This window comes from Nocardiopsis sinuspersici (genome assembly GCF_001998325.1).
GTDB lineage: Bacteria > Actinomycetota > Actinomycetes > Streptosporangiales > Streptosporangiaceae > Nocardiopsis > Nocardiopsis sinuspersici.
In genome coordinates this window covers 2692402-2718942 of record NZ_MCOK01000001.1, presented here as the reverse complement: position 1 = coordinate 2718942, position 26541 = coordinate 2692402, and the positions used below count along the sequence as shown (strand labels likewise).

General features: G+C 71.7%; 32 protein-coding genes, 2 pseudogenes and 1 riboswitch. Of the genes and pseudogenes, 23 read left to right on the top strand and 11 right to left on the bottom strand.

Annotation, left to right across the window (positions count from 1 at the left end; genetic code table 11):
- Window positions 1–126: 126 nt before the first annotated feature.
- Window positions 127–612: pseudogene (locus NOSIN_RS11700) on the bottom strand (hypothetical protein); the annotation flags it as partial.
- Window positions 613–937: 325 nt separating this feature from the next.
- Here NOSIN_RS11700 and NOSIN_RS11695 point away from each other — a divergent pair.
- Window positions 938–1477, top strand: coding sequence for a class IV adenylate cyclase (locus tag NOSIN_RS11695; RefSeq protein ID WP_077690765.1), 540 nt, complete (start codon window positions 938–940; stop codon window positions 1475–1477).
- 255 nt (window positions 1478–1732) lie between these two features.
- Here NOSIN_RS11695 and NOSIN_RS11690 read toward each other — a convergent pair whose 3' ends face one another.
- Complete coding sequence (locus NOSIN_RS11690; protein WP_077690764.1) at window positions 1733–2071, bottom strand: AQJ64_40280 family protein; 339 nt, start codon at window positions 2069–2071, stop codon at window positions 1733–1735.
- 104 nt (window positions 2072–2175) lie between these two features.
- Here NOSIN_RS11690 and NOSIN_RS11685 point away from each other — a divergent pair.
- Both NOSIN_RS11685 and NOSIN_RS11680 read left to right on the top strand, forming a co-directional pair.
- Window positions 2176–2355: pseudogene (locus NOSIN_RS11685) on the top strand (adenylate cyclase); the annotation flags it as partial.
- Window positions 2356–2709: 354 nt separating this feature from the next.
- Window positions 2710–3546 (top strand): peptidoglycan recognition protein family protein, encoded by an 837-nt coding sequence (locus NOSIN_RS11680; RefSeq protein ID WP_077690763.1) that lies wholly within the window; start codon window positions 2710–2712, stop codon window positions 3544–3546.
- A gap of 492 nt (window positions 3547–4038) precedes the next feature.
- Here NOSIN_RS11680 and NOSIN_RS11675 read toward each other — a convergent pair whose 3' ends face one another.
- On the bottom strand, window positions 4039–4980 hold the full coding sequence (locus NOSIN_RS11675; protein WP_077690762.1) for a VOC family protein: 942 nt from the start codon (window positions 4978–4980) through the stop codon (window positions 4039–4041).
- A gap of 156 nt (window positions 4981–5136) precedes the next feature.
- Window positions 5137–5376: a hypothetical protein gene (locus tag NOSIN_RS11670; protein WP_077690761.1), complete on the bottom strand. Its 240-nt coding sequence runs from the start codon at window positions 5374–5376 to the stop codon at window positions 5137–5139.
- A 116-nt stretch (window positions 5377–5492) separates the two neighbouring features.
- Between NOSIN_RS11670 and NOSIN_RS11665 the strand changes: the two genes are divergently transcribed.
- From NOSIN_RS11665 to NOSIN_RS11650, 4 genes are all read left to right on the top strand, one after another.
- Window positions 5493–6056, top strand: a complete 564-nt coding sequence (locus NOSIN_RS11665; protein ID WP_077690760.1) for a CG0192-related protein — start codon at window positions 5493–5495, stop codon at window positions 6054–6056.
- A 414-nt stretch (window positions 6057–6470) separates the two neighbouring features.
- Window positions 6471–7097, top strand: coding sequence for a VanZ family protein (locus NOSIN_RS11660; protein ID WP_077690759.1), 627 nt, complete (start codon window positions 6471–6473; stop codon window positions 7095–7097).
- Between the two features lie 153 nt (window positions 7098–7250).
- On the top strand, window positions 7251–8234 hold the full coding sequence (locus tag NOSIN_RS11655) for an ethyl tert-butyl ether degradation protein EthD (RefSeq protein WP_077690758.1): 984 nt from the start codon (window positions 7251–7253) through the stop codon (window positions 8232–8234).
- Between the two features lie 264 nt (window positions 8235–8498).
- The gene (locus NOSIN_RS11650; protein ID WP_077690757.1) at window positions 8499–8858 is read left to right on the top strand and encodes an MmcQ/YjbR family DNA-binding protein; all 360 of its coding nucleotides are present in this window, start codon (window positions 8499–8501) and stop codon (window positions 8856–8858) included.
- A 68-nt stretch (window positions 8859–8926) separates the two neighbouring features.
- Here the strand turns inward: NOSIN_RS11650 and NOSIN_RS11645 are convergent, their stop codons facing one another.
- Window positions 8927–9595, bottom strand: coding sequence for a YdcF family protein (locus tag NOSIN_RS11645; RefSeq protein WP_077690756.1), 669 nt, complete (start codon window positions 9593–9595; stop codon window positions 8927–8929).
- Between the two features lie 250 nt (window positions 9596–9845).
- On the opposite strand from NOSIN_RS11645, the gene NOSIN_RS11640 reads away from it, so the two are divergent.
- Window positions 9846–10139 carry an ArsR/SmtB family transcription factor gene (locus NOSIN_RS11640; protein ID WP_171986582.1) on the top strand — a complete coding sequence of 98 codons (294 nt, stop codon included), beginning with the start codon at window positions 9846–9848 and terminating at the stop codon, window positions 10137–10139.
- A complete protein-coding gene (locus NOSIN_RS11635; protein WP_077690754.1) occupies window positions 10136–10522 on the top strand; it encodes a VOC family protein in 387 nt (128 codons plus the stop codon). Before NOSIN_RS11640 ends, NOSIN_RS11635 begins: the two co-directional genes overlap by 4 nt.
- Window positions 10523–10625: 103 nt before the next feature.
- Here NOSIN_RS11635 and NOSIN_RS11630 read toward each other — a convergent pair whose 3' ends face one another.
- On the bottom strand, window positions 10626–11456 hold the full coding sequence (locus NOSIN_RS11630; protein WP_227014379.1) for an NAD(P)H-binding protein: 831 nt from the start codon (window positions 11454–11456) through the stop codon (window positions 10626–10628).
- Between the two features lie 78 nt (window positions 11457–11534).
- On the opposite strand from NOSIN_RS11630, the gene NOSIN_RS11625 reads away from it, so the two are divergent.
- Window positions 11535–11957 (top strand): winged helix-turn-helix transcriptional regulator, encoded by a 423-nt coding sequence (locus tag NOSIN_RS11625; RefSeq protein WP_077690752.1) that lies wholly within the window; start codon window positions 11535–11537, stop codon window positions 11955–11957.
- Between the two features lie 262 nt (window positions 11958–12219).
- Here the strand turns inward: NOSIN_RS11625 and NOSIN_RS11620 are convergent, their stop codons facing one another.
- Entirely contained in the window at window positions 12220–12759 is a 540-nt protein-coding gene (locus tag NOSIN_RS11620) for a DUF421 domain-containing protein (protein ID WP_077690751.1), read from the bottom strand.
- Between the two features lie 652 nt (window positions 12760–13411).
- On the opposite strand from NOSIN_RS11620, the gene NOSIN_RS11615 reads away from it, so the two are divergent.
- The 6 genes from NOSIN_RS11615 to NOSIN_RS11590 all read left to right on the top strand — a co-directional run bounded on the left by NOSIN_RS11615 (window position 13412) and on the right by NOSIN_RS11590 (window position 17629).
- Window positions 13412–14386 (top strand): hypothetical protein, encoded by a 975-nt coding sequence (locus tag NOSIN_RS11615; RefSeq protein ID WP_077690750.1) that lies wholly within the window; start codon window positions 13412–13414, stop codon window positions 14384–14386.
- A 73-nt stretch (window positions 14387–14459) separates the two neighbouring features.
- Window positions 14460–14909 (top strand): DoxX family protein, encoded by a 450-nt coding sequence (locus NOSIN_RS11610; protein WP_077690749.1) that lies wholly within the window; start codon window positions 14460–14462, stop codon window positions 14907–14909.
- Window positions 14910–15056: 147 nt separating this feature from the next.
- Complete coding sequence (locus tag NOSIN_RS11605) at window positions 15057–15764, top strand: TetR/AcrR family transcriptional regulator (protein WP_077690748.1); 708 nt, start codon at window positions 15057–15059, stop codon at window positions 15762–15764.
- Between the two features lies 1 nt (window position 15765).
- Window positions 15766–16212 (top strand): hypothetical protein, encoded by a 447-nt coding sequence (locus tag NOSIN_RS11600; protein WP_077690747.1) that lies wholly within the window; start codon window positions 15766–15768, stop codon window positions 16210–16212.
- A 183-nt stretch (window positions 16213–16395) separates the two neighbouring features.
- The gene (locus NOSIN_RS11595) at window positions 16396–16959 is read left to right on the top strand and encodes a dihydrofolate reductase family protein (protein WP_077693547.1); all 564 of its coding nucleotides are present in this window, start codon (window positions 16396–16398) and stop codon (window positions 16957–16959) included.
- A 322-nt stretch (window positions 16960–17281) separates the two neighbouring features.
- Entirely contained in the window at window positions 17282–17629 is a 348-nt protein-coding gene (locus NOSIN_RS11590) for a VOC family protein (RefSeq protein ID WP_077690746.1), read from the top strand.
- 148 nt (window positions 17630–17777) lie between these two features.
- On the opposite strand, the gene NOSIN_RS11585 is transcribed toward NOSIN_RS11590, so the two are convergent.
- Together NOSIN_RS11585 and NOSIN_RS11580 are read right to left on the bottom strand one after the other, a co-directional pair.
- Window positions 17778–18071 carry a SelT/SelW/SelH family protein gene (locus NOSIN_RS11585; protein ID WP_143832923.1) on the bottom strand — a complete coding sequence of 98 codons (294 nt, stop codon included), beginning with the start codon at window positions 18069–18071 and terminating at the stop codon, window positions 17778–17780.
- A gap of 38 nt (window positions 18072–18109) precedes the next feature.
- A complete protein-coding gene (locus tag NOSIN_RS11580; RefSeq protein ID WP_077690744.1) occupies window positions 18110–18583 on the bottom strand; it encodes a DUF6194 family protein in 474 nt (157 codons plus the stop codon).
- An 87-nt stretch (window positions 18584–18670) separates the two neighbouring features.
- Here NOSIN_RS11580 and NOSIN_RS11575 point away from each other — a divergent pair, with 87 nt between their 5' ends.
- On the top strand, window positions 18671–19399 hold the full coding sequence (locus tag NOSIN_RS11575) for a MerR family transcriptional regulator (protein WP_206057601.1): 729 nt from the start codon (window positions 18671–18673) through the stop codon (window positions 19397–19399).
- Window positions 19400–19453: 54 nt separating this feature from the next.
- Here the strand turns inward: NOSIN_RS11575 and NOSIN_RS11570 are convergent, their stop codons facing one another.
- Window positions 19454–19888 carry a hypothetical protein gene (locus tag NOSIN_RS11570; protein ID WP_077690742.1) on the bottom strand — a complete coding sequence of 145 codons (435 nt, stop codon included), beginning with the start codon at window positions 19886–19888 and terminating at the stop codon, window positions 19454–19456.
- Window positions 19889–20090: 202 nt separating this feature from the next.
- On the opposite strand from NOSIN_RS11570, the gene NOSIN_RS11565 reads away from it, so the two are divergent.
- Window positions 20091–20480 carry an SdpI family protein gene (locus tag NOSIN_RS11565; RefSeq protein ID WP_077690741.1) on the top strand — a complete coding sequence of 130 codons (390 nt, stop codon included), beginning with the start codon at window positions 20091–20093 and terminating at the stop codon, window positions 20478–20480.
- A gap of 183 nt (window positions 20481–20663) precedes the next feature.
- Here NOSIN_RS11565 and NOSIN_RS11560 read toward each other — a convergent pair whose 3' ends face one another.
- On the bottom strand, window positions 20664–21350 hold the full coding sequence (locus tag NOSIN_RS11560) for a lysoplasmalogenase (protein ID WP_077690740.1): 687 nt from the start codon (window positions 21348–21350) through the stop codon (window positions 20664–20666).
- Window positions 21351–21654: 304 nt separating this feature from the next.
- On the opposite strand from NOSIN_RS11560, the gene NOSIN_RS11555 reads away from it, so the two are divergent.
- From NOSIN_RS11555 to cobM, 5 genes are all read left to right on the top strand, one after another.
- Window positions 21655–22032, top strand: coding sequence for a DUF1330 domain-containing protein (locus tag NOSIN_RS11555; protein ID WP_077690739.1), 378 nt, complete (start codon window positions 21655–21657; stop codon window positions 22030–22032).
- 157 nt (window positions 22033–22189) lie between these two features.
- Window positions 22190–22395: riboswitch (cobalamin riboswitch) on the top strand.
- A 52-nt stretch (window positions 22396–22447) separates the two neighbouring features.
- A complete protein-coding gene (locus NOSIN_RS11550) occupies window positions 22448–23407 on the top strand; it encodes a nitrite reductase (protein WP_077690738.1) in 960 nt (319 codons plus the stop codon).
- Window positions 23404–24069 (top strand): precorrin-8X methylmutase, encoded by a 666-nt coding sequence (locus NOSIN_RS11545; protein ID WP_077690737.1) that lies wholly within the window; start codon window positions 23404–23406, stop codon window positions 24067–24069. The genes NOSIN_RS11550 and NOSIN_RS11545 overlap by 4 nt, the downstream gene beginning before the upstream one ends.
- Window positions 24066–25571 carry a precorrin-2 C(20)-methyltransferase gene (locus NOSIN_RS11540; protein WP_077690736.1) on the top strand — a complete coding sequence of 502 codons (1506 nt, stop codon included), beginning with the start codon at window positions 24066–24068 and terminating at the stop codon, window positions 25569–25571. The genes NOSIN_RS11545 and NOSIN_RS11540 overlap by 4 nt, the downstream gene beginning before the upstream one ends.
- On the top strand, window positions 25556–26317 hold the full coding sequence (cobM, locus tag NOSIN_RS11535; RefSeq protein WP_077690735.1) for a precorrin-4 C(11)-methyltransferase: 762 nt from the start codon (window positions 25556–25558) through the stop codon (window positions 26315–26317). Before NOSIN_RS11540 ends, cobM begins: the two co-directional genes overlap by 16 nt.
- Window positions 26318–26541 lie beyond the last annotated feature (224 nt).

Here is a 26541-nt window from a genome sequence, read left to right as displayed (position 1 = left end):
GTGTGACAGAACCCATCGGCCCGCACTCGGAGAACGGCCGGATCCGGGGCGTATCCACCGGCCGGGGCGGCCGCGTTCGGGGCCGGGCAGGTGCGCGGACCTGCCCGGCCGACCCGTCGTACGTCCCTACCCCCTGGGGAACTCGTAGCCGAACTGCTCCAGGCGGCCTCGCGCCCGATCGAGCTCCTCGCCGGTGAACAGCGGAGAGAACTCCGGCCGCAGCACCAGCGCCTCCACCGTCAGGTCCAACCGGCCCAGGTCCCACAGGTTGGAGAACCCGTCCGAGACGGCCGGGCCGCTGAGCAGCCTGTGCGCGGCGCCCACCGGGTCCTGCTCCGCGAGCATCCCCTGGAAGGACGGGGCGGTGAAGCCGGACTCGTCCCTCGCGCGCTCGTAGGCCCTCACCATCGCTCGGCCGAAGTCCGCGGTCCGGGGTCCGGGAGTGGGTGCCTCCTCCGTTTCGGACCTCTCGTCGGCCTCCCCGGCGGCGTCCTGTCCGAGCCGGTTCACGAAGCCCAGCAGCGAGTCGACCGAGGTGAACACCTCATAGCCCAGCTCCTGCAGCCGGGGCAGGTTCGCCTGGTCCGGGTCCAGCTCCAGGACCACCGGTTTATGGACGCGCATCCGCCGCAGCCGATTCCGATTTTCGCGGCGAGCGGTAGACCTGGCTTCGGTTCCGGTGGCAGAGCGGGCTGGGGAACGGCCATGGAGACTCCGATGGCACCATCGCGCTCACCTTGCCGAGGTACTGGTGCTGTCAAAGCACCAGCGCTCGCAGTGGATGTGTGCATTCGTTACCCCCGACCATCCCCCTGCGGCTTCCGGCTCTCCTACCGGTACCGGTATCGAGACTTGGGATTCTCCGTATCCCTCTTATCGGCGGTGTGCTCTCGATACGCTCCGTGAGTACGGTGACACCGAGCGGCAGGGGGTTCTGATGCGGGAGATCGAGACGAAGTACCGGGTGGCGGATCTGGACACGCTTCTGGTCGCGCTCCAAGCCGCCGGTGTGGAGCTGGGCGACCCGGTCTTCCAGGACGACCAGGCCTACGCCCCCGCGGGTTGGCGGCCGGAGACGGGCAAGGTCGGCCACACCTTCGCCCGTCTGCGCAGCCTGGACGGCGGTATGCACGTGTTCACGACCAAGACCCCGCTGGCCAACCCCATGGAGTGCGCCGAGTACGAGACGACCGTCGCGGACCGGGAGCAGATGCACGGCGCCGTCCTGGCCATGGGATTCGAGCCGAACGTGCGTATCGTCAAGCACCGGCGCACGGGGAGGGCCGGACGGGTCGAGGTGTGCGTCGACCTGGTCGAGGGCGTGGGCGCGTTCCTCGAACTGGAACTGGTCGTCAGTGACGACCGCGACGGCCTGACCGCCCAGGCCGAACTGGACGCGTGGGCCCGTGGGCTCGGCGTGGAACTGGAGCGCACCACCGACACCTACGACATCCTGGTACGCGCCGCGGCGGTCTGAGGGCTCACCACCGGTGAGGGGCGGCCCCGTCCCGCCGAGCCGGGCACGGACGCCTTCGGCGGGGCAGGCGATGGTGTTCGGCGGCATAGGCTCGGGGGCGGCCCACACCGTCTTCCCGGCCCCGTCCGGTTCGGCGAGCTGCATGTGACCGTGGACGAATTCCCCCGCACCTCCCTTCGCGCCGGTGCGCCGGGGCCGGTGCGCGGGCAGCCGCCGTGCAGGTGGCGAGTCGCAGCACGCTCCTGTTTCGCCTGTTCAGTCCCGCCTGGCGGCGGCTATGGCGCTGCGCACTTCGTCGCCGACGATCTGGCGCACGGCGGTGCCGGGAAGGCACGGATACTCCGCCCAATGCGTGACCTGCTCCTCTGTGCCGCCGCCGTAGGGCTTGCGCAGCACGTCGTCCGCGTCGATGAAGACGTTCCTGATCTCCGCGCCCGTGCTCTCGTCCGGATGGATACGCCGGAAGTGCATCGGGAGAACCAACCAGACATCCTCCCCGTCCGGGTAGCGGCAGGTCACGGCACCCAGTACGGCGGCGCCTTCGTGCGGAAGGCGCTCCTCGACGCCGACCCAGTCCACCTCGACCGTTTTCATTGTGCGCGGCCTCTCCCTTTCGGTATCCGAGGAACGGCGAACGCTCCACACTACTCAGAGCCGGGTCGGCGCACCGGCTTTCACGGCGAAGAGGGATCCCACCCATGAGCGAGATCGAGTACGGGGCCAAGGTCCTGGACGCCGACGCCGGCCAGGTGGCCCGGCTGATCCTGGACAAAAGCGGTGCGGAGGTCGGCGAGGTGCTCCAGCGCCGCTACGTCTACGACATCGAACCCGGGGACGCCTCCCGGTGGGTGCGCCCACGCGACACCGGAAACCAGGTGCAAGGTGAGTTCCCGGCGCAGCCGACGTCGACCCCGCAGACAGACAGCACCGTGCCCTTCCCCGGGATCCCGGGGAAAGACGCGGTGCTGTTCGCTTGTCAGGAGCAGAGCGGGTCCGGAGGAGCCGTTCCGGTGACTCCCTGGCATACCAGGTAAGACGGCGTGAAGCAGGATCGCCTCTTCTGTTTCCCCGGTCGTCCCTACAACACCGAGCGAGACTCGGCTATAAGGGTTGTGCGTTGGTTCTCTGACCGGAATCGGCCACGGAAATACATAACGTGACCCTCTGTGCGCCGTGGGCTCCGTGTTCTTCCATGAACTGGCAAGTAAACCTGCGAGCCACAAAGGACTCCCATGACCCCCACCCATCGGTCAGGTCCGGACAGGCGCGGCATCCTGCGCGGAGCCGTCATCGCCTCGGGTACCGCCGCCCTCGGCGGAGCCCTCAGCGCGGTCGGCGCCACGAACGCCTCCGCCCGGACGACCGACACAAACGTCTCCACTCAGGCGGCCAAGCCGTACCTGTACTGGCGGGGCGCCTGGGGCGCCCGCCCGCCGAGCAGCCCCATCCAGGTTCTGGCCACCCCACCGCGCTACATCGTGGTCCACCACACCGCGACGCCCAACAGCACCGACTACTCGCTCGACCACGCCCTGCGCCTGTCCAGGTCGATCCAGAACCACCACATGGACACCAACGGGTGGAGCGACACCGGACAGCAGCTGACCATCAGCCGCGGCGGCCACGTCATGGAGGGCCGCGACCGCACTCCGGAATCCATCGCGGCGGGTCACCATGTCGTGGGCGCCCACGTGGCCAACAACAACAGCACCTGTATCGGTATCGAGAACGAGGGCCTGTACACGAGCGTGGGCCCGACCGGGGCCCTGACCGACTCGCTGGTGACGACCCTGGCGTGGCTGTGCTCGGCCTACGGGCTCAACCCGCACGGAGCGATCCTGGGCCACCGGGACTTCAACGCCACCGCCTGCCCCGGCAACGTGCTGTACTCGATGCTCCCCGAGTTGCGCGACAGGGTCGCCCGAACGATGCGGGCCCGGGGCATCGCCCCCGCCGCCCGCCAGGAGCCGGGCGAGGACGGCCCCACCTACCCGCCCGTGCCCGAGGACGAGCCGGACCACGAGTTCTACCACGGCCCCGCCAGGGGACCGGACGACTTCACCCGCTGAGAGGTCGCGCGGGTGGGCGCCGGCAGCGTCCCGGAAGCGGTGACGCGGGCGCGGGCCCCGGCGGTCACGGAGCCACCGTGCCTCGTGACCGCCGAGGGGCCTGTGCCCGTACTCCCGTCATGGTTCGTGTTCAGGCCCGGAACCGTACGCGGCCGCTCTGGAACACCCGGTCCGGCCACGGCGGCGTGGGGCCGTGGTCTCCGGGGCAAGGACCTGTCGGAGCGGATGGCCCACCTTGCGGACCCGGCGCCGCCACGGTTGGAGCATGTGCTTCCGGTGCGGTGCCGCGGCATCCTCACCACGCCGTTTCCCCCGCCGTGACGGGCCCGCCGTCCGCACCGTCAGGGCGGATCCCGCCCGCACCGCGCTCCTTCCTGCGGCGGAGGGGCGGCCGGTGACCCCGCTGAGGCTCGCCCGGGCTGAAGCGGACCCTGCCGGAACGGTCCGCGCCCGTGGCCGAGCGGTCCGCGGCGCGGTTCACCGCGGGCGGGTTCAGCGCTCCAGGAGCTCCTCGGTGCTGGTGCCGGGAAGGGCGACCGTCACCTGGGTACCCCACGGATCGCGGAGCACCACCGACCTGCCGGTGTCGGCGTGGTCCAGCCCGTGCGCCCGCAGGCGCGCGACGAGTGCGTCGAGGTCCCGCCGGTCCGGCACGGTGACCGCCACGTCGCCGAGCCCCAGGCTCGCGGCGCGCGGACCCGCGCCCGCACTCTGCCAGGTGTTCATCGCGACGTGGTGGTGGTAGCCGCCCGCCGCGGCGAACAGCGCACCCGGGTAGGTGTCGACCGTGGTCTCGAACCCGATCGCATCGACGTAGAAGGCCCTGGCGGTCTCGATGTCGCCGACCTGCAGGTGGACGTGTCCGACCTTGCCCGCCCGGCTCGGTCCCTGGGCGATGACGGACTCGTCGAGGTGTGTGCGCAGGTAGGTGTCGGGGTCGAGGTACAGCGTGCTCATCCGCAAACGCCCGTGGTCATACCTCCAGGCCGACCGGTCCCGGTCGGTGTAGAGCTCGATGCCGTTGCCCTCGGGGTCGGTGAAGTAGAAGGCCTCACTGACCAGGTGGTCGGAGGAGCCCACGAACCGGCTGCGCGGCTCACGCGCCGCGCGGTAGACGGTCGCGGCGAGCGAGGCCGGGTCCTCGAACAGGAACGCGGTGTGGAACAGCCCGGCCTGGCGCGGGTCGACGGCGGGCAGTCCCGGGGTGGAGACCAGCCGGACCATCGGGGTCCCGCCGCGGCCGAGCACACGGTGCACCCGGCGGCCGTGCGACCGCTCCTCGATGGGTTCCATAACGAGCGCGTTCGCGTAGTAGGAGGTCATCGACTCCAGGTCGCCCACGTGCAGGGTCACGGCGTCCATGCCCGTGTCCTCGTTCAGGTGGCGCTCGTCCACGGACGGGGCGTGCGGTGCCGACTTCGCGGAATCGGACATGGTGGTCTCCCAGGGTCGGTCCGAGGCTTCCGGTGCCTCGGAAGGTGAGCAGCCTCTGTCCGCACCAACAGTATGTTCAGGAAGTTTCTTCCTATTCAGTTAAATGAGACGGGTAGACGCGGACCGGCGGTGGCCCATCGGAGGGGAAGCCAAGCCTCAGTGCTCTCCGGCGTCGAGTGCGCGGCGCACCGCCGCCTCCGCGCCCCGGATCCAGGGCTCCCCGTGGCCGGGCGGCACCGTGGTGGCGCCGGTGTCGGCCACCGCGTTCGGGAGGCCGGGGGACTGGTGGGTGTCCTTGGTGGCCGCGGAGGCCACGATCCGCGGTTCCGCCCGGCCGGTGCGGAGGTCGAGGGCGACCAGTGCGTCACCGCTGATAACGGTGTCGCGGTCGGGCATGGCGGCCCCACCGCGCCGAACCCATGGGCGGACTCGACCCGGCCGCGCACCGGACGGCCCCGGCACCCGCCCGGCGGTACGCCTGAGCCGGTGGGACGTGCTGGATACTGGTGCCCATGGCGATCATCTACAGGGCCACCCTCACACCGAGCAAACCGGAACTGATCGGCGCCTGGCTGGACGGCCGGCCGTGGGCGGGCCAGGGACCCGACGAGGTGCTCGGCACGTACAGGTTCGACGACCCGGAGGGAGAGGTCGGAGTGGAGGTGTTCCTGCTCCGCCGCGGGGACCGCCTGCTCCACGTACCGCTGACCTATCGGGGCGCGCCCGTGCCCGGCCACGAGGACCACCTGGTCGGAACCCTGGAGCACTCCGTCCTGGGAACGCGCTGGGTCTACGACGGGACCGAGGACGAGGTGTCCCTCGCGTGCTTCCGGCGGGCGCTGACCGGTGAGCAGGAGCAGGCGGACCTGGAGATCTGGGAGGACGGACGCCTCCTGGAGCAGAGGCCGCAGCAGGTCCTGCTCTCCAGGGAGTCCGGCTCCGGTGGTGGCGAGACCGGGCCGGCCCGGGGCGGGCAGGTGCTGCTTCCGCACGTCCTGGACGGTGAGCCCGAGGGAGGGTCGCGGCTTGTCGCCCGGTGGGGCGGCGAACAGGCGGTGGTCGCGGCGCTGAGCTGAGGCCGCCCGCCACCCGCACACCCCACCTGTCGGTTCAGGGGATCAGGTCAGCGGCGGCTCCCTGCCCGTTGCCGCGGGGCCGCCTACGCACACCGCCGGGCACGGGTCCTCCCCGTGCCCGGGCGAATCCTCCGACGTGCCGCGTGTGCCTTCCGGAGTACCGGGAGCCCGCCCCGGACGGGTCGCGGGGCCCGTGCAGCCGGGTGGCCTCGGCCAGAGGCCCGTCCAGGTCCACGAGGGGCCAGCCCTCGGTCGGCCCTCGACCCCTGCGGTGGCCAGGACGTGTGCGGGTTCGGGCCTTGGCCGCGGTGATGTCCAGGGGCCCCACCCGGGTAGCGATGGGCCCGTGGCCGACGAGAGGCCCGCGTCGCGGGTCAGCACGGACAGTCGGGTACGTCGGACCTGACAGGATGCATGCGCACCACCTGCCGACGCCGGACCCTGGGAGAACCGTTGCCGTCCTTCCTGCTGATCGCGCAGCAGACCACGATCCTCATCGCCCTGCCCGTCGTGGTCCTGGCCGTCCTTGCCGCGTCGGTGCTGCGGGCCCGCCGGACGGCCTCGTCGTATCGGCCGTACTTCCTCCGGTACGCCGGATGGACCCTGCTCGTCCTCGGCGCGCTCCTGACCGTGCTGTACACGCTCAGGCCCGTGGCCGGGGCGGACGTACCGGACCGGTACATCGACCTGACCCCCGTCAGCGACCTCGCCACCCAGTTCGAGAACGCCCGCACCTCGGGGGCCGCACGGTTCCAGCTCGTGGGCAACCTGCTCCTGCTGTCCTGGCTCAGCCTCGGAACCATCCTGACGAGACCCATGACGAGCGTCCCGAAGATCACCGCCCTGGCCGCCGGAGCATCACTCCTCATCGAGTGCCTGCAGTACGCGCTGAACAACGGCCGCATCACCTCTCTCTCCGACTTCGTTCTCAACACCGCCGGAGCCGCCGTCGTGGCCTGGGCGGGCACCCGCCTGCGCCCTCGGCTGGAGCGATGGTCAACCAACCACACCGGCCGACGGCACGCGAGAACCGGGCCGTAGCCGGCACCTCAAGGATGAACGGCCTCCCGTCTCGGCATGGGCGGAGCCGTCGCCCCTCTTCCACCGCGGCCTGCCCCGGATCCCGAAGGGACGACACCACCTCGCCCGGGGCTGTGAACGAAACGGTGCGGCTCCACGGGGTAGGAGTGCACCATGAGCGAGGAGAAGCAGGCCGCTGAGCCGATGGCCGAGGCCGAAGCCGGGGGCGTGGACACGGCCGACCTCGAGAACGCCGCCGAACTGGCCTTGACGGCTTTTTGCTGGTGGCGCGCCGACATCCCGCAGGAGGTATGCGAGACCTACTGGCGCGACGTGCACGGGATCATGTTCGCCCGCGCTCCGGGCCTGTGGCAGTGCCGACAGTTGCGCCTCGCGGCCAACCGTCCCGATCTCTGGCCGAAGGTCCAGGGCGTCTCGTTCGACGCGCCGGACGCGGCTCAGCCTCAGGGCATGGGACACGGGCTCTTCCTGTCCGAGGCCGACCTGGCCGCGTTCGCCGGCGGTCCGCTGGCGAGGGAGACCATTCCAGGCGACGCGCACAACTTCATCGGCCGCATCGGTGCCCAGCTGTCGCCTCCCGGCGGCGGCCGCACGCTCGTCGACCGCGTTGACGACCCCGCCATGCAGGGTCCTCCCCCCGTGCCGACCTTCGTGCTCTGCTTTGTTCCGGGCTCCGGAGCCGCGTCGGCCGAGGCGTTCCACCGCTACCTGACCGAGCACGTCGCACACCCGTGGAGCGGGCATCCGGACGTCATGCGTCTGCGCGTCGAGCCGCTTCCTCCCTACGAGCGGTCGGCGATGGGCTCGCCTGGTGTGGCGTACCAGTGGCCGGGCGAGGAGACCTACCTCGGCTGGATGGAGCTGGCCGTACGTAGCGAGGGCGTGGTCGGCGACCTCCTTGAGGGCGTGGCCGCCGGCGGACTCGCCGAGCAGGTCGGGGCCGTCCACGCCTATCCGGTCCGCGAGGTCTACACGATCGTCTCCGCGGGACGACCGACCGAGGTCGGTCTGCGCGGCTATCCGGCGGTGCGGACGATCATCGCCGCGGGTGTGGAGGACCAGCGCGATGAGGCCGTCCTGGAACTCCTCTTCGGCGATGCCGTGTACGGGCTGGACCGGCTCGGTCGGCGATCCTGAACCGCGTCGCCCGGTGGCGGTGCCTCGGGACCGATGCACGACCATGGCGGGGCGCCGATGAGATCCCCGTCGGAGCCGTGCCGATCACCCCGGAAGGGCGGGTGACCGAGGGCGGGGTCGGCCCGGGAGCGAGGCCTGCCACGGCCGGACCGGTGGCGACGTCGAAAGCCCGGACGACCACGTGTGGCCGATCCGTCTTCCCGTGCGCCTTCGGGCGGAACCCGCCGTTACACGAGTGTCGGCGGGGTGTGGTTACCTCCTTCCATGGGTGTTGAGATCGAGCGGTTCCTGCGGTTGGTGAGAGCGCTGCCGGAGTGCGAGCACAAGGAGTCGGAGCGGTACACGACGTTCCGTGTGCGCGGCAGGGCCTTCGGGTACCTGTGGCCGGACACCGCCACCGTGGGGCTGAAGCAGACCCTGTGGGAACAGGCCGCCCTCGTGGCCGAGCGGCCCGAGGTGTTCGAGGTGCAGTTCACCGCGGGCGGGTTCGGCTGGGTGGTCGTCCACCTCGAGGGGATCGACCTGGACGAGCTCAGCGAGCTCACCCTGGAGGCCTGGCGCCTGACGGCGCCCGAGGACCTGCTGGCCGCCCCGCCGACCCCGGTGTCCCTGGTCCGGGCCTGACTCGTCCGGGGAACTCGTGCGTCTCCCCGGTGTACCCGGCGGCGGCGCTTCGCAGAGGTGGCGAGAGGTCAGTCCCGGATCAGGTGGCCGTCGAATCCGGAGGCGACGAGCGACTCGTAGGCGGTGACGACCCGCCGGGGCACGTCCTGCCCGACGGCGAATCCGCGCGCGGGGTACTCCATCACCCGCTGGAGGTCGCCGACGAGCATGTCGACGACGAGTTCTGCGTCGCCGATGCCCTTGACGTAGTCGCCGAGCCCCAGCGGTTGCGAGGCGCACGTCACCTCGACCTCGGGCCACAGCTTCCGGGCGGTGGCGAAGGAGCGCCGCTCCATGTAGGGCTTGGAGACCAGCAGCACGGTGGCGGGGGCGATACCGGCGTCGGCCAGGGTCTGGCGGGAGAGGGCGATGTTCTCGCCGGTGTTCGAGGCCTCCGGCTCCAGCAGGATCGCGGAGTCGGGGACGCCGAGTTCCAGGGCGCGCTCGCGAAAGTGCACCGCCTCTCCACGCGGGAACACCGGCACGGTCGGGGGACTGTTGCCGCCGGTGAACACCAGCGTCGGGGAGAGGCCGGCGTGGTACAGCTCGGCGGAGCGGTCCGCGACGCCGAGGTCGTGGCTGCCGAGGCCGATCGCCACGTCACACGGCCGTAGCCGATGGCGCATGTGGTGGAAATCCCAGACCAGTTCGGCCTGCCGCCACTGCTCCCGGGTGATGGTGCGCTGACCGTCCGCCATGTGCTCCCTCCCTGGACGCCGGGCCGGGCGCCCCCGTGGTCCTGGTGCTGTCGATACCCACGGCGGGGATCGCCCCCCGGCCACCGTTCACCGCCTTCGATGGTGGCCCACGGTCGGGATCAGATCCGCCGACACGGCCGAGGCTGCCGTCTCGCGATCCCGGTCCGGCCGCGTCGGAGAACCAGACCTTGACCCGAAGATTGCAGGTCGCAGATTGATGGGCAAGTACGTGCTTGCCTATGGTGTGGCCGTGGCCGACGAGATATTCAAAGCCCTGGCCGACCCCACCCGACGGAGGATCCTCGACGAACTCGCCGAGCGGCCGGAGCAGACCCTGTTCGAGATCTGCTCGCGGCTGAGCATGAAGCACCAGTTCGGTATGACGCGCCAGGCGGTCTCCCAGCACCTCGCCGTGCTGGAGGCCGCCGGGCTGGTCGAGACCCGACGTGAGGGGCGTTACAAGTTCCACGGCCTTAACACGGCACCGTTGAAGCACATCGCCGAGCGGTGGACCAGGCCCGACGACCAAGAGAGCACACCATGAGGATTCACCTGACCAGCGTCTTCGTCGACGACCAGGACAAGGCTCTGAGCTTCTACACGGACGTGCTGGGCTTCGTGAAGAAGACCGAGGTCCCCCTGGGCGAGGACCGGTGGCTGACCGTGGTCTCGCCGGAGGAGCCCGAGGGGACCGAACTGTTGCTGGAGCCCTCCGGCCACCCCGCGGTGAAGCCGTACAAGGAGGCGCTGGTCGACGACGGGATCCCGGCCACCTCCTTCGCCGTGGACGACGTGCGCGCGGAGTTCGACCGGCTGCGCGAGCGCGGGGTGCGCTTCACCCAGGAGCCGCTGGAGATGGGCCCGGTCACCACCGCGGTGCTGGACGACACCTGCGGCAACCTGATCCAGATCGCGCAGTCGGCGTAGGACGACGCCGGGGACGCGGGTGGAGCGGACCGGCTCCGCTCCACCGTGCGTTCCGGGGAGGCCGTCCTCGCCCGGCCCTCGCCGAACGCCGACGTGTCCGCCGCTATCCGACCGCCTGCGGTCTCGTGGCGGCCGAGGCCGCCACAGCCGTGTCCAGCGGGTCGGAGGCCGGGCGCCCGAGGATGTCGGCCAGGTCGGGGCCGGTGCCGTCCAGGAAGCCGTGCCGGATGCCCGTCGCGATCGAGACGAGCATGGGCGGCTGGAACGGCAGCATCCCCGGCGTCTCGTCGAGGAGCCTGCGCCGGTACTCGCCCAGGCCGATGGTGCGGTGCGGGACTCCGAGCCGGTCGGCCACGTGCGCCGCCGTGATCGGCGTGCCGGTCAGGTCGTAGGTGCGCCCGCCGTGCCGTGCCGGATCCGCCGCGACGACCGCCGCGGCCTCGGCGAGGTCCGCACGGGTGACCGCGGCCAGGGCGCCGTCGCCGAACGCGGACTCCATCCCGTCGTCGGTCCACATCAGCAGACCGCCGAAGAGCTCGGCGTAGAGGCCGTTGCGCAGGATCGTCCACGGCAGCCCGCAGGCGCGCACGAACCGTTCGGTCGCGCGGTGCGCCAGTGCGAAACCGAGGTGGTCGCCGGCGCCGATCAGGCTCGTGTAGACCACATGCCGGACGCCGTCCCGGACGGCGGCGTCCAGGACGGCCGCTTGCCGCCCGATGACCTGGTCGTCCTCGGCGTAGCCGGTGGAGACCAGCACCAGGGTCGAGACGCCGGCGAGGTCGATGGCGGAGCGGTCGTCGAAGTCGAGCCGGCGCATCCCGTCCTTCGGGGTGCGGCTGCCGCCCGTCGCGGCCGCGCCGCGGGCCCGCAGCGCCGCGAGTGTGGCCGAGCCGAGGTTCCCGCTCGCTCCGGTCACCAGGATCATGTCAGTCATAGTCTTCCTTCGTGGTTCTCTTTGGTAACTACGTCTGATCCTGATCCGCTCGTGTACCGGCCACAAGGAGGCAGTTTGATGTCACCCACGCACACCGGGGTAACCGCCGCACCCGCCGCCCTCGATCCCTGCGGGCGTGAGGAGCACCCGGACTGCGCGATCCGCGACGTCCTGGACCGCGTCGGGGACAAGTGGTCGGTGCTCGTGGTCGTCGAACTCGCCGGCGGGCCGCGCCGCTTCCGGGAGTTGCAGCGCGCGATCGACGGCATCTCCCAGCGCATGCTCACCCTCACCGTGCGCAGGCTGGAACGCGACGGACTCGTCCTGCGCACCGTGTACCCGACCGTTCCGGCCCAGGTCGACTACCGCCTGACCGAGACCGGGGCCAGCCTGACCCACCTGGTCAGGGCACTCGCCGACTGGTCCCTCACCCACCGCGACGCCATCGCCGAGGCGCGGCACCGGTACGACCGGGCCCATCCCGACCACGGCATCCGGTAACGGGGCCGCCGAGGTCCCACACCGTTCGCGGTACCTCCGCTCCCCGGCGCGGTGTCCGGGGAGCGCACAAGAACGCTCCGGCCCGCGACGGCAGGTGGGGACGGGCCCCGGGGAGGGCGCCGGCGGGGGCGTGCAAAGGCGGGACCCTCCCGAAACCCCTCCTCAAGGATCTGCGCGTGTACACGAGGCCCGCGCGAGTACGCGTCCGCTCCGGCCGTGTTCGCGCGGAACCGGGTTCACGTCCCGGGGGTCCCGGCACGGCTCACGCGCCGCCTCCACCGATCCGCCGCGCGTCCCGTACGTCCTCGAACAGCGAGAGGTCCAGCTCGCCCGGTCCGTGCAGCACGCTGATGTCACCGGTCGTCTCCAGAACGACGGCGCGGACCGAGTCCAGGTTCCTGACGTTGGCGCTGCGGAGCTTCGACTTGACGTCGTCCTCGGTGACCCGCGACCTCCTCATGTTGTCCCTGAGCATCGTGCCGTCGGCCATGAGCAGCAGGGGCTTGTTGTCGACCGCCTGCTTGAACGGGGAGAAGCGGCGCAGCAGGGCGATGGCGACCTGCAACAGGTAGAGCGCGGCCAGGGCCGTCATGCCTTCGAGCAGCGACGACCGGGACACCGCGACCGTCGCCACGAGTGATCCGACGGCGACCGTCATGACGAAGTCGAAGCTCGACATCTTGGAGAAGCTGCGCAGCCCCGCGATACGCGTGTAGGTGATGACGGTGGCGAAGACTCCGACCGTGGAGACGAGTATCAGCAGCAGCCCGTCGAACGGGACCCCGAAGAGACTTTCCAGCATGCCGGGCCCACTACCCGCCCCGGACCAGGGGAACCGCTCGCACCGTCCGCCCGACAGGGCCTCGCCCACCGTTCACGGCGCCCCGGCCCGTCCCGGAATCCGAACGGTTCGGACCGCCTCCAACGGCTTGTTCGTCGATTACCGGATTGCGACCACACGCCCGTCGGCCGGAATCGGTGACACCACCAGTGTTGCTCCGGGTGGATTCACGAAGTGCCAGTTGGAATGCGGTCCGCGGAACCCGGGCCCGTTCGGGTCTCTCGCACCCCGTTGACACAGGCGATTCCAGAACCCACTCTCGTCCATAGGACACACTGAGTACACAGTAGTGGACCGGGAGTATTCCGCGCGGCCCACCGGCCGCGGGCGGAATTCCGTGAGAGGTCGACGCAGACGCCGACCGCCTGTCCGATTTCCATCCGTGTTCGCCGCGGTACCTCCTGACCGGGTTTATCCGCGTGAGCGGACATTCGGCGCCGAAGGCGGATCCTTTTCCCCTACCCGGGAATTCACCCGTGCCGCGGGGCACCGGAACTCCGCCCTCGCGCGCGACCGGAGCCGGGACGCCGTCCCCTCCGTCGTCCCTCCGTCGCGGAGCGGACCGCCCGTCGCGGTGCGCTCCCGATCCGACCTGCCCCGACCCGTATCCGACATGAAGGAGACCACCGTGTACCTGCGAGGACTCGCACTCTTCTCGGCCGCCGCGGCACTGGCGGCGGGGATCGTGCTGACCCCCGAAAGCCCCGACCCCGCCACCGCCGCGCCCGTCGCCGCCGAGCAGGCCGAGGCCCGGTCCGCCGCCGAGACCACGACCGTGCGATACGGCCCCTTCGCCATTCCCGCGGCGACCTCGGAGGACCACGGCCACGAGGGCGGCTTCCTCCTGGACGTGGAAAAGCCGTGCGAGGACTGCCATATCACCGGGTTCAAACCCGATCTGGTCTATACCGACGGATCGAACGCCAATATCGACACCGGGCCCATGCTGCACCACGCCGTGCTGTTCAATTCCCGGGAGCGCGACACCGTGTGCAGAGGCCCCCAGCGTGTGTTCGCCACCGGAAACGAACGCGTGGAAAGCGTTCTGCCGTCCGGATACGGGGCGGGAATCGGTTCCGACGACCAGTGGATGCTGAACTACGACCTGATGAACCACGGTCACGAGGAGAAGACGGTCTACGTCGAATTCACCTTCACCCACGAGCCCGTGGCCGGATCCGGCATCACGCCGGTCACCCCGCTCTGGCTGGACGTGGGCGGCTGCTCGGGAAGTGAGTACGAGGCGCCCGAGGGCGTCAGCGAGGAGTCGCGGCTGTGGCGGTCGACGGTCTCCGGCGACCTGGTGCACGTGCGCGGCCACCTCCACCACGGCGGCACCGCCCTGTGGCTGGAGAACCTCAGCAGGAGGTCGACGCTGTGCCACATCGACGCGGAGGAGGGCGGCAGCCCCGAGTTCGTCGACCACCACGGCCGCACCGAGATCTCGGACATGCCTCCCTGCGGCGGTGACCCGATCGCCACGGTCCGCCGGGGCGACTACCTGAGGATCACGAGCCGGTACGAGCTCACCGGGCACTCGCACGACGGAGTGATGGGGATCATGGTCGGCTGGATCGCCGAGCGGTGACCCGCCCGCCCACCACCGGGGCGGGCCGGCGGCCCGCCCCGGTCCCGCCCACCGACCCCGCGAGGTGATCTCCATGGCCTTCGACCGACTCCGCGGACCGGTGCTGTCCCTCTTCCGCATGGTCACCGGCCTCCTCTTCCTCCTGCACGGCACCGCCTCCCTGTTCGGTGTACTCGGCGGCAACCGCGGTACCGGACTCGCCGTCGAACTCGGCACCTGGCCCTCCTGGTGGGCCGCGCTCATCCAACTGGTCTGCGGCACCCTGGTCCTGGCGGGGCTGGCCACACGTGTCAGCGCCGTGGTCGCCTCGGGCTCGATGGCCTACGCCTACTTCGTGGTCCACCAGCCCGAGGGACTGCTGCCGCTCAACAACGGCGGTGAGCTCTCGGCCATGTACTGCTGGGCCTTCCTGCTCATCGCCGCGCTGGGCCCGGGCACCTGGGCCCTGGACACCCTTCTCGACCGTCTGCGCGGCAGCGGCGCCCACGGCTCCGGGGCCTTCCCCGAGCACGGCACCGCATGAGCCGCACCCGTCGCCGGGTCCCTTCCGCACTCGTGGGAGGGGCCCGGCGCTCCCGTACCGTTTCTCCACCCCCTGTCTCCTGCCCCTTGACGCGCACCTCCCTGCGGGAAATAATAGACCGACAGTCGGTCTATTAATTGGAGCGCCATGGCGAGGACGGTGGACGAGGTGGCGCACGCGCGCCGCCGTGAGGAGTTCCTCGACGCCGCCCAGCGGCTGATCGGAACCAAGGGCTACGAGGAGATGAGCGTCCGGGACGTGCTGGACGAGGCGAGTGCGTCGAGGGGGGCGTTCTACCACTACTTCGGTTCGAAGCAGGACCTGTTGTGGGCGCTCATCGACCGCACGGGGGAGACCCTGCTGGAAATGCTGCGTTCGGCCGTCGAGGAGTCCGGAACGGACGCGCTCGCCCGGTTGCGCGGGTACTTCAAGGCCCTGGCCGAGGTGAAGCTGTCCCAGCGGGCGCTGCGGAACCCCACGCTGCGGACCTGGCAGTCCGACGGCAACGTGCTCACCCGGCAGAAGGTGCGCACGGACATCATCGAACGCCACACGCCGCTGCTCGCCGCGATCGTGCGGGACGGCGTCGCGCAGGGCCTCTTCACCGCTCCGCATCCCGAGCACACGGGCCGACTGCTGATCACGCTGATACAGGACCTGAACGAGGAGCTGACCCGGCTGTTCCTCGCCTTCGAGGCGGGGGAGGCGCGCGCCGACGACGTCAGGCACACGGTCGAGGCGTACTCGTCCGCGGTGCAGAGCGTCCTCGGCCTCCCCGAGGGCTCGGTGGTCATCGTCGAGCCGTCCGCGCTGCTGGCGTGGTTCGACGCGGCGTCGAAGCGAAACGGAGCCTGAGATGGAACTCGCCCTGGTCGCACTGCTGTTGTCGGTCTTCGTGCAGAGCGTGGCGAAGTTCGTGGTCTGGACGGTCGTGCCCTACGAGACCAGGATCGGCCGCGTCGCCTCCTACTACGCGGGTGGACCGCGCAGGATCGCGATCGCCGACGGGGTCCTGCTCGCCCTCTCGGTCGTGCTCGTGGTGCTGCTGTTCGCCACCGACATGCGCTACCTCAGCTTCGTCACGGGCCTCGCCGTCGGAATGACGCTGATCCAGGTGTTCTTCCACCGGTTCAACCGGCCGCTGCCCCGGGAGAGGAGCCCGGAGAGCCCCGCGTCCCCGATCGAACTCATGTCGTACGCCATCCAGGCGCAGCCGGGCCTGGCCTGGCGGGAGGCGGCGCTGATCACCGCGCTCTCGGTGTGGGCGGTCTACATGCTGGTCACCAGGGGACTGTTCGGCTGAGACGGGTTCGGGCGGGCGGTGGCGGCGGGCTCGCCTCAACCCGTCGGTACGTCGCAGGTTCCTTTCCGTGCGGAGCATCCGCTTGGCGTGGTGGCCGACCGACCCTCGGTGCGGCCTGACCGATGATTTCTGCGCGCCGTGCTGGTCTATACGTCGAACACCGACTCACGGAAGGCCGACGCCATGCGGAAACTGACCTACGGCATGAACCTGAGCCTGGACGGCTACGTCGCCGCGCCCGGCGACGACCTCGGCTGGAGCGTGCCGAGCGACGAGCTGTTCCAGTGGTGGTCCGACCGGGTGGACGCGACGGGCCTGGCGCTGTACGGGCGCAGACTGTGGGAGACGATGAGCTCCCACTGGCCGACCGCCGACAAGCAGCCGGGCGCCACACCGGCGGCGATCGAGTTCGCCGGCCGCTGGCGGGACATGCCGAAGGTGGTGTTCTCCTCGACGACCAGCACGGTCGACTGGAACACCCGTCTGGTCACCGGCGACGCGGTCACCGAGATCACCAGGCTCAAGGCCGACGGCGGCGGCCCCATGGACATCGGCGGTCCCACGCTCGCCGCGGCGGCCATGCGGGCCGGGCTGATCGACGAGTACGCGATCGTGACCCATCCGGTCCTGGTGGGCGGCGGCACGCCGTTCTTCGCAGCCCTGGACAACCGGATGAACCTGAACCTGGTGGAGACCCGGACGTTTCCCGACGGCGTGGTGCTGACCAGGTACGAGGCCAGGAGCTGAGTGCCCGACGGCGGATCAGCGCGGGCTTTTGGCCGCCCTGTGGTCTCGTGGCGCTGTGTTCCGAGGCGATCGTGACGTCCCTGCCGGATCCTGTTCCTCACCGCGGACGATCCTTCCGGACAGGGATCCCCTGACGGACGACCGGACCGGTGGCCACCGGCTCTCCCGGCTGGTGGGGTAGGCCTGTCGCGGCGTCGTGTCGCTCTCAGGGCCTCGAGGTCGGCGAATCACGGGCCTGTGGCGAAAGTATGTACGAAGGCGTGTGCGCCACAGTCCTTCGGGGAGACTCCGAAGACACGCCCTCTCTCACTTGGAGTCGTCGATGGCCGTCCACCGTGTCATGCCCATCATCCAGTCGGATGCCGCGCAGGAGAACCGGGAGTTCTACGGGCTGCTGGGCTTCGAGGAGGTCATGAACCACGGCTGGATCATGACCCTCGCCTCCCCGTCCAGCCCGACGGCACAGGTCAGCGTCATGACCGGCGACAGGACCGCGCCGGTCACCCCCGACATGAGCGTCGAGGTGGACGACGTGGACGCGGCCTACGCGGCCGTGCGGGAGGGCGGTGCGGAGATCGTCCATCCCCTGCAGGACGAGGAGTGGGGAGTGCGGCGGTTCTTCGTCCGCGATCCCAACGGCAGGGTGGTCAACGTGCTGAGCCACCGCTGACGCTGCCCCCCGTGCCGCCCGGCCGTGGTCAGAGGGACGGACGCCCTTCGGCGGCCACGGCTCCGGCCGGGCCCGCCGGCCCTTCGCCGGATCGCCGTGCCCACGGAACGTGGCCGTCCACGGCCGGGATCGGCCTTCGCGGCGGAGCCTAGTGCTCCGACGCGCGCTCGGAGTGCCCCAGACGGCGGTCGGGGGCGATCCGGTCCCGGACGAGGCGCTTGAGCTCGGCGGCGTCGGTGAAGGCGGCGTCGCTCTGGCGCGACCACAGGCTCTCCCCGTCCAGTCGCACCTCGAACACGCCGCCGGTGCCCGGGACGAGGGCGACCTCGCCGAGTTCGGCCTCGAACGTCGTCAGCAGCTCCTGCGCCATCCATGTGGCCCGGGGGAGCCACCGGCACCGGGTGCAGTACTCGATTTCCAGCCGCGGCTGTTTGGCCTCCATGGCGCCAAGCATGGCACGGGACCGGAAACCGCGGTGCGTCAGTCCGACGCCGGTCCGGCACGCCGCTCATAGCGCGAGCGCGCGAGGTGATGGGCCCTGCGCAGCAGCTCCCTGACGACCGTGTCGGTCCGCGAACCCGGGTTCACCACCGCGAGCCAGCCGAGGGAGCCGTAGACGGGGTGCGCGAACACGGTGTCGGTGGCGCCGGGGTCGGCGTCGGAGGCCGCTTCGCGCGGTTCGCGTCCGGTCCAGTGGACGAAGGCCTCCTTCCCGGCGGCGACGTTGACGCGAAGCGCGCCCGGCCGGTCCAGGCGGGACCCCTCGTCATCGGGGTAGTCCTTGGTCACGATCGTGGCGAAGGGCTGGGTCGCCTTCGGCATGACGCCGTCCGGGGCGTAGAAGAAGAAAGTGTCGCCCCAACTGATCTCCGGTGTGCCGTCGCCGGGACCCGGCCTGAAGGCCAGGACGCCGTCGAGTCCGTCCACGAAGCTGATGATCTCGTCTTCGGTCATGTGCTCCAGCGTTTCATTAAGGTGCTTGTGGAGGCTTTGAGCCAGGGAATGAGGGGTGGAAGGGTGCGAACCCTCAAATCACCGGTCATGCGCACCGTCGACGTCGCACGGGGCGCCGGGTACTCCGTCCAACAGGTGCGCAATCTGGAGTGCGACGGTGTGCTGCCCCCGGCGAGGCGCACGGCCGCGGGCTACCGGGTCTACGGGGAGGTGCACCTGCGCTCCGCGCTGGCCTACCGGGCCCTCGCGGTCGGCGCGGGACCGGTCGAGGCCAAGCGGATCGTCCGTGCCGTGCACGAGTGCCCGGTCGCGGAGGCCCTCGCCCTCCTCGACGCGGTGCACGCCCGGCTCGACTCGGAGCGCGGGGAGCTCGGCCGCGCCAAGGAGGCGGTCGAGGCGATCTCGACCGAGCCGATCGAGGACGTGCGCGCGTCGGACTCGATGGGCGTCTCCGAGCTCGCCGCCGCGCTCGGGGTACGCCCCTCGACACTGCGGCACTGGGACGCCGAGGGCCTGGCCGTCCCCGACCGCGTCTCCACGCGGGGAACGCGGAGGTACTCCCCGGCCCAGGTCCGGGACGCCCGGATCGTCCACCAGCTGCGCAGCGCCGGATACCGCGTCGACGCCCTCCGCACCCTGATGCCGGACCTGCGCGGTGGGCACCGGCTGACGGATGTCAGGGCCGCGTTGGCGGACCGGGACGCGAGCATCGTGGCGCGCTCCCGGGCCCTCCTCGACGCCGCCGCCATGCTCAGCGCTGTGATCTCGCTCGCCGAGGCCCCGTCCGGCGGCCTCGCCGCCGCGACGCGGACGTGAGAGGGCCGCGTTCCCCCGGTGGGATCCGGTGGGGTCGCCGCGGCGCCGCGAGCCTCACGTGCCGTGGAAGACCGTGAGGTCGACCGCGGGTGCGTCCGTGTACACGACACCCCGCTCGGGCGGGATGGGCTCACCCGAGGCGGCGTCGGTGCAGTGGGCGTCGAACATCTGCGCCTCGTCGAGGGGCACCAGGTCCCGGTCGGCGACCCTCCAGCCGCGGACCAGCTTGACGGGGACACCGGCCCCGTCGGGAAGGGTGTGGGAGACCTGGTCGGTGAAGCTGCGCAGCACCACCGCCGCGGCGCCGCCGTCGGTGAGGGCGTCGCACAACCGCTCCACCACTGGCGGGTGCTCGACGGCGAAGTCCTCCCCGCGACGTTCGACGGCCGTGCTCATCGCGTGCCGGGTGTGCAGGGTGAGGACGTGGTGCTCGCCGGGCAGGTCGTTCAGGAGGGCGGACAGCAGGGCGTGGGCGTGTGAGGAGGGCATTCTCCGAGTATGGGCGCGCGGACGCGGCCGGATCGGGTTGTCCACAGGCCTGGTCGGGGATGACGCGGCTCTTTCGTGAGGAGCGCGCCAGGAGGCGTCCGGGGCCCTCCTGGGGCGGCCGGGCGGGAGGGGTGCGAAGAGACGGCGCCTTCCGGTACCGTCTCCAGCCCGGAACCGGGACAGCGGTGGGGAGGGCGTGTCCATGGAGGAAGCGGTCGGACTCCTCACCCTGGCCTTCGGGCTCGTCGTCGCCGCGGGAGCGGTGCACCACGTCAGGAACTCCGCCGTGGGCGGTGCCCTGGACAGGAACGTCCTCATCGGCCTGAGGACGGGGGCCACCCTCTCGTCGGACCGTGCGTGGAGGGAGGGGCACCTGGCAGCGGTGCCCTGGCTCACGGCCACCGTGCGCGCCGGATACGTCGCCGGGGCGGCCACGGTCGTGTCCGTCCTCGTGTCCATGGCGGTCGACGCCCTCCTCCCCGTCGTCTGGGCCGTCGCGGCCGCGGAGTACACCGCCCTGATGGCATGTCTGGTCACCGGAACGGTGAAGGCCGACAGGGCGGCCAGGGCGGTTCTGGAGGAGACCCGCTAGAGCGCCGCGGCGGTCGGGCGACGGGCCGCCTCGCCCGAGGGCGCCGCGTGTTCGCACTGTGGGCGTGTGCGTTCGGCCCGGCGCGCAAGCAGGTGTGCGCCGGTGCGTCCACAGCGAGGGCCGTGTCCGTGAGACCGTCCGCCGGAGGCCGGTGGCCGGGCACCGGGCGGACGGAAAGCCTCCTCAGACGGCACTCCGGGACAGGTCGGGGGTGCGTACCCGTCTCAGGACGCCGAGGACGATGAGCGCCTGTGCCGCGAGGTAGGTGGCCATCACCCAGAACCCGCCCTGCGGAACGTCCAGGCCCGGGACGAAGGACCGCAGGGCGATGAGGGAGTCGGAGGCCAGGAACAGGGCTCCGCCGACCGCCGTCCAGGTGTTGACCCCGGTGGACACGACCGCCATCAGCCCCAGCACCAGCCCGTACAGCAGGACGGGAACCAGCAGGACGCCGGTGTGCGGGACGCACACCCACATCAGGGCGGCCACGGCACCGGCGTAGGGCACCAGCAGCCACCGGCGGCGGTGGAGCACGCTCTCGGCCCGGTACGGCCAGAAGGCGCACACGTACACCACCTGCGCGACCAGGAAACCCGCCACCATCAGGAGGAAGGCGGTGTCGCCCTCCGCCAGCGCGGGGAGGGCGTCGCCGAGCCAGGAGAAGACCAGGGCCGCCAGCACCAGCACCACCAGCCGGGACCGGGGCCGTTCCGTGGCGGCGAGCACCATCAGGGCCAGGGCCGGCATGAGGAGGACCTGGGTCGGTCGCGACCAGGCCTCGGGGCCCAGCAGCTGGACAGCCAGGTGGACGGCGGCCAGAACGAGGAAGGAGGCCAGAAGAGCGCGGGCGGGCAGAGGCCGGGGGATCATCCGGACATCATACGGTCGCGTCCCGGCGGCACCCGGAGGGCCGGCTCCGGAGGCGGTTCCGCGAGGGCAGTGGTGCCGGGCCTGCGCCGTTCCCATCGCACCCGAGCGGTCCCACGGAGAGAACGGGCGCCGGTGCCCACCGACGGTGTTCGGTGGAGGCGGATCTCGGGGGAGGGGAGCGTCCGGGGCGTCGCGGCGAAGACGTGGACGAACCCGCCAACGGCGCATACCGACCAGTCGGTTACCATGGCGGCCGTGGTACGCCCACGCTTCTCGCACCCCTCGACCACCCAAGGAGTCAGCGATGGCTGTCGACCCCACAGGATCCGCGCTCGCGGACATGTTGAAGGAGGACCCGGGCGGTCCCTTCGTCATGCTCAACCTGTTGCGATTCGCTCCGGACGGCCGCTCCTCGTACGAGGAGTACTCGCGGCGGACCGCCCGCTTCCTGAAGAAGTACGGCGCCGAGCTGGTCTACGCCGGTGACGGCGCGACGCCCCTGGTCGCCGAGGACGGGCAGGACTGGGACGCGGTACTGCTCGTCCGCTACCCCGACCGGGAGACGTTCAGCCGTATGGTCGCCGATCCCGAATACCAGGAGATCACCCACCTGCGCTCCCAGGCCCTGACCGAGGCCGTGCTCCAGCCGACCGTTCCCTGGGGCTCCGGCCGCAACTCCTGAACGGACCCCTCCGAACACGTTCGACGGCCGTGCGCGGCCGGCGGGGCGGGCCGTGGAAACCCGCCGTGGACGACCACGGCAGGGCGCCGCGGTCCGCCCCTTGCCATGCCCTCGCGCGAGATGGTGGGACCCTGGGTCAGGAGGGGAGGGGGCGGGGTACTACCCTCGTCGGGCCAGTCGAACTCCACCCCGTGGAGCAGGGAACCCGGTGGGAATCCGGGACTGACGCGCAGCGGTGAGGGTGACGGGCGGGGCACGCCCCGGGAACGCTTTCCCGGGACAGCCACTGGAGCATCGCTCCGGGAAGGCGCTCCGCACCGGTCGAGCCCGAGTCCGAAGACCTGCTGGCGCTGGCGGTGACGGGCCGCCAGGTCGTCCGCGGCCCCGCGAACGGGCCCTGACCCGAAGGACGCGCATGTCCCCGACGGAACCCCCATCCTCCGCCCTCCGCGCCCGGCGCGACCGCTGCCCCGGAGCCCTGCGGCCCTGGCCCGCCGACGACGGGCTGCTGGTCCGGCTCCGGCTCGTCGGCGGTCGGATCCCGGCCCGCTCGCTGCGTGCCCTGGCCGCCGTGGCCGACGAGTACGGCGCCGGACGGATCCATGTCACCGGCCGGGCCAACGTGCAGCTGCGCGCCCTGCCCGGGCGTGACGGGCGGCTGGCCCCCGAAGCGCTCCGGGCCCTTGAGCGGACCGGTCTGCTGCCCTCGCCCACCCACGAGCTGGTCCGCAACGTGATGGTCTCCCCGTGCACGGGCCTGGCGGACGGGTGGGCCGGGGGCGAGGGCTCCCGAGACGAGGGGGGCGCCGCGTCCGGAGACCGTCCGTCGGGGATGAGGGGCGGGAGGGCGGATCTGCGTCCCGTCGCCGCCGCGTTGGACGGGCTGCTGTGCGCCGCACCGCACCGCGCCGCCCTTCCAGGACGCTTCCTGTTCGTCCTGGACGACGGACGCGGTGACCTGGTCGAGCGCTCCTGCGACCTGGGCCTCGTCGCCCTCGACGCACACGTCGCCCAACTGCGGGTCGGGGAGGGCTGGGGCCCGCCGACGCCGCTCGGCGAGGCAGCCGAGGCGCTCGTACGGCTGGCCGACGAGTTCCTGGAGCGGCGCGGTGACGGCCCCACCGCGCCGTGGCACGTCACCGAGCTCACGCCGCCGCTGACCGACCCGGTGCCACCGGACCCGCGGCTGCCGGACCCCGCTCCGCCGCTGCCGTACGGCCCGCTGCCCGAAGGCGCACGGCACGTTCCCGTACCCGACGACGGCCTGGACCGGTCCGCCGCCGAGGCGCTCGCCGACGAGGCGGTCGCCGCGGGCCCCGGCGAACTCGTCGTCACGCCGTGGCGCGGCGTTCTCGTCCCCGGAGGCGCACGGTGACCACCCCGCGCCGGCCGAACCGGCACTACGAGTACGTCGACGACGGGCCCGCCATCTACACCGACTCCTTCGCCGTCATCCGGCGCGAGGCCCGGCTCGGCCACCTGCCCGCCAACGCGGAACGGCTCGCCGTGCGGATGATCCACGGCACCGGCCAGGTCGACCTCGCCGACGACCTGTTCGTCCACCCCGACCTGGTCCCCGCGGCGCGCTCGGCCCTCCAGGCCGGTGCGCCGATCCTGTGCGATGCCACCATGGTGGCCGCCGGCGTGACCAGGAACCGCCTGCCGAGCGGCAACGAGGTGCTCTGCCTCCTCGGCGACGAGCGGGTCCCCGGCCTCGCCCGGGAGTGGGGCACCACCCGCACCGCGGCCGCGGTGTCCCTGTGGGAGCCGCTGCTCGACGGCGCCGTGGTCGCGGTCGGCAACGCGCCCACCGCCCTCTTCCACCTGCTGGAGATGCTGGCCGACGGCGCCCCGCGCCCGGCCGCGATCGTCGGCTGCCCGGTCGGCTTCGTCGGCGCAGCCGAGTCCAAGCAGGCGCTGGCGCAGTTCGCCGACCGGCACGGCGCCGACATCCCCTACGTGACCACCCATGGTCGCCGCGGAGGCTCCGCGATGACCTCCTCGGCCCTCAACGCACTCGCCAAGGAGGAGGAGTGACCGGTCGTTTCCACGGTGTCGGCGTCGGACCCGGTGATCCCGAGCTGGTCACCCTCAAGGCGGCCAGGCTCATCGCCGGAGCCGACGTCGTCGCCTACCACGCCGGAGCCGGCAAGCAGTCCAACGCCCGCCGCATCGCCGACGCCCTGATCCCGGACTCGGCCGTCGAGGAACAGCTCACCTACCCGGTGACCACCGGGACGACCGACCACCCGGGCGGTTACGCGGGTGCGCTGGCCGACTTCTACGAGGAGTCCGCCGCGCGGCTGGCCGCCCACCTCGACGCCGGCCTCGACGTCGTCCTGCTCTCCGAGGGCGACCCCCTGTTCTACGGGTCGTACATGTACATGCACGACCGGCTGTCCGAGCGGTACGAGACCGAGATCGTGCCCGGGGTCCCGGCGTTCACCGCCGCCGCGGCGGCCCCGCTGGCCCGGCAGACCGACGTGCTCACCGTGCTGCCCGGCACCCTGCCCGAACCGGAACTGGCCCGCCGCCTGGCGGACACCGACGCGGCCGTGATCATGAAGCTGGGCCGGACCTTCCCGGCCGTCCGCAGCGCCCTGGAGGCGGCCGGGCGGCTGGAGCACGCGGTGTACGTGGAACGCGCCTCGATGGAGGGGGAGCGGCGGCTGCCGGTCGCGGAGGTCGACCCGGAGACGGTGCCCTACTTCTCCCTGGTGCTGGTCACCGGTGACAGCCGCAACGGCAAGCGGTCCCGGCGGAGCGACGCGGCGACGCCGACGGCCCCCGAGCCCGTCGAACCGGCGGCCGAACTGCTGGTCGTCGGCCTGGGCCCCGGTCCCGGGCACTGGCTCACCCCCGAGGCCTCCGAGGCGCTCGCCGAGGTGGACCACGTGGTGGGCTACGCCCCCTACGTCGACCGGGTCCCGCAGCGCTCCGGACTCACCCGGCACGCCTCCGGCAACACCGTCGAGCTCCAGCGCGCCCGGTTCGCCCTCGACTTGGCCAGGGACGGCGAACGCGTCGCCGTGGTCTCCGGCGGGGACGCCGGCGTCTTCGGCATGGCCACCGCCGTGTTCGAGGCGGCCGAGGACCCCGGCTACCGGGACGTGCCCGTCCGGGTGCTGCCGGGGATCAGCGCCGTCCAGGCGGTCGCGGCCCGGGCGGGCGCTCCGGTCGGCGGCGACTTCGCGGTGATGAGCCTCTCGGACCGCCTCAAACCGTGGGAGGTGGTCGAGCGGCGGCTGCGCGCCGTCGCCGGGGCCGACCTGGCGCTGGCCGTCTACAACCCGGCGTCCCGGTCCCGGACCGAGCAGATCGTCACCGCCCGCCGGATCCTGCTGGAGCACCGCGAGCCCGACACCGTGGTCGTCGTCGGCCGGGACGTCGGACGGGACGGCGAGTCCCTGACGGTGACCACCCTCGGGGAACTCGACCCGGCCGCCATCGACATGCGCTGCCTGCTGATCGTCGGCGCGTCCGGCACCCGGGTCTCCGGGACGGGGCGTGTCTGGACCCCCAGGTGGGTGAAGCCGTGACCGTGCACTTCGTGGGGGCGGGGCCCGGAGCCGCCGACCTGCTGACGGTCCGCGCCACGCGGATGCTCGCCGAGGCCGACGTGGTGCTGTACCCCGGCACGTACCTGGACCCGGAGGTCCTCACCCACTGCGCGCCCGGCGCCGAACCGGTGGACACCCAGGGCCTGGACCTCGACCGCATCACCGAGCACCTGGTCGCCGCGCACGCCGCGGGCCGGGACGTCGTCCGGCTCACCTCCGGTGATCCGTCGCTCTACTCGGCGCTCGCCGAGCAGACCCGCCGGCTCGACGCGCACGGTGTCCCGTGGGACGTCACGCCCGGGGTGCCCGCGTACGCGGCCGCCTCGGCGCTGGCGGGGCGGGAGCTGACCGTGCCGCTGGTGGCCCAGTCGGTGGTGCTGACCCGGACCCAGGCCCGTTCGACCGCCATGCCGGACACGGAGTCACTGGCGGCGTTCGCGGCGACCCGGGCCACGCTGGTGCTGCACCTGGCGATCAGGCGGGTGCGGGAGCTGATGGCGCAGATCGGGCCCGAGTACGGCGGCGACTGCCCGGTCGTCGTCGTCCACCGGGCCAGCCAGCCGGGTGAGGCGGTGCTGCGCGGCACGGTCTCCACCATCGCCGACGCGGTGGAGGAGGCCGGGTTCCGGCAGGCGGCGGTGATCCTCGTGGGGCGGGCGCTCGACCCCGCGACGGGCGGTGAGTCCCACCTCTACGATCCGGCCCGCCCCCGGTTCGGCGACTAGCGCGGTGCCCGGACAGGTTCACCGGCTCGCCCCGTGAGCCGTGGTCTTGTACTTACAGCCCGCTTCGGCGCCCGGACTCGCTGTAAGCACAAGATCATCCGGAGTGGGAGCGCTCCGGTCACACCGGCAACGTACCCGGCCGGCCACCGGGGTTCGTCCGGTGAACCCGGTCCCGCGCCGCTGGGGGTGGCGAGGGTGCCGACGGGTCCCCGTACCTGCGGCAC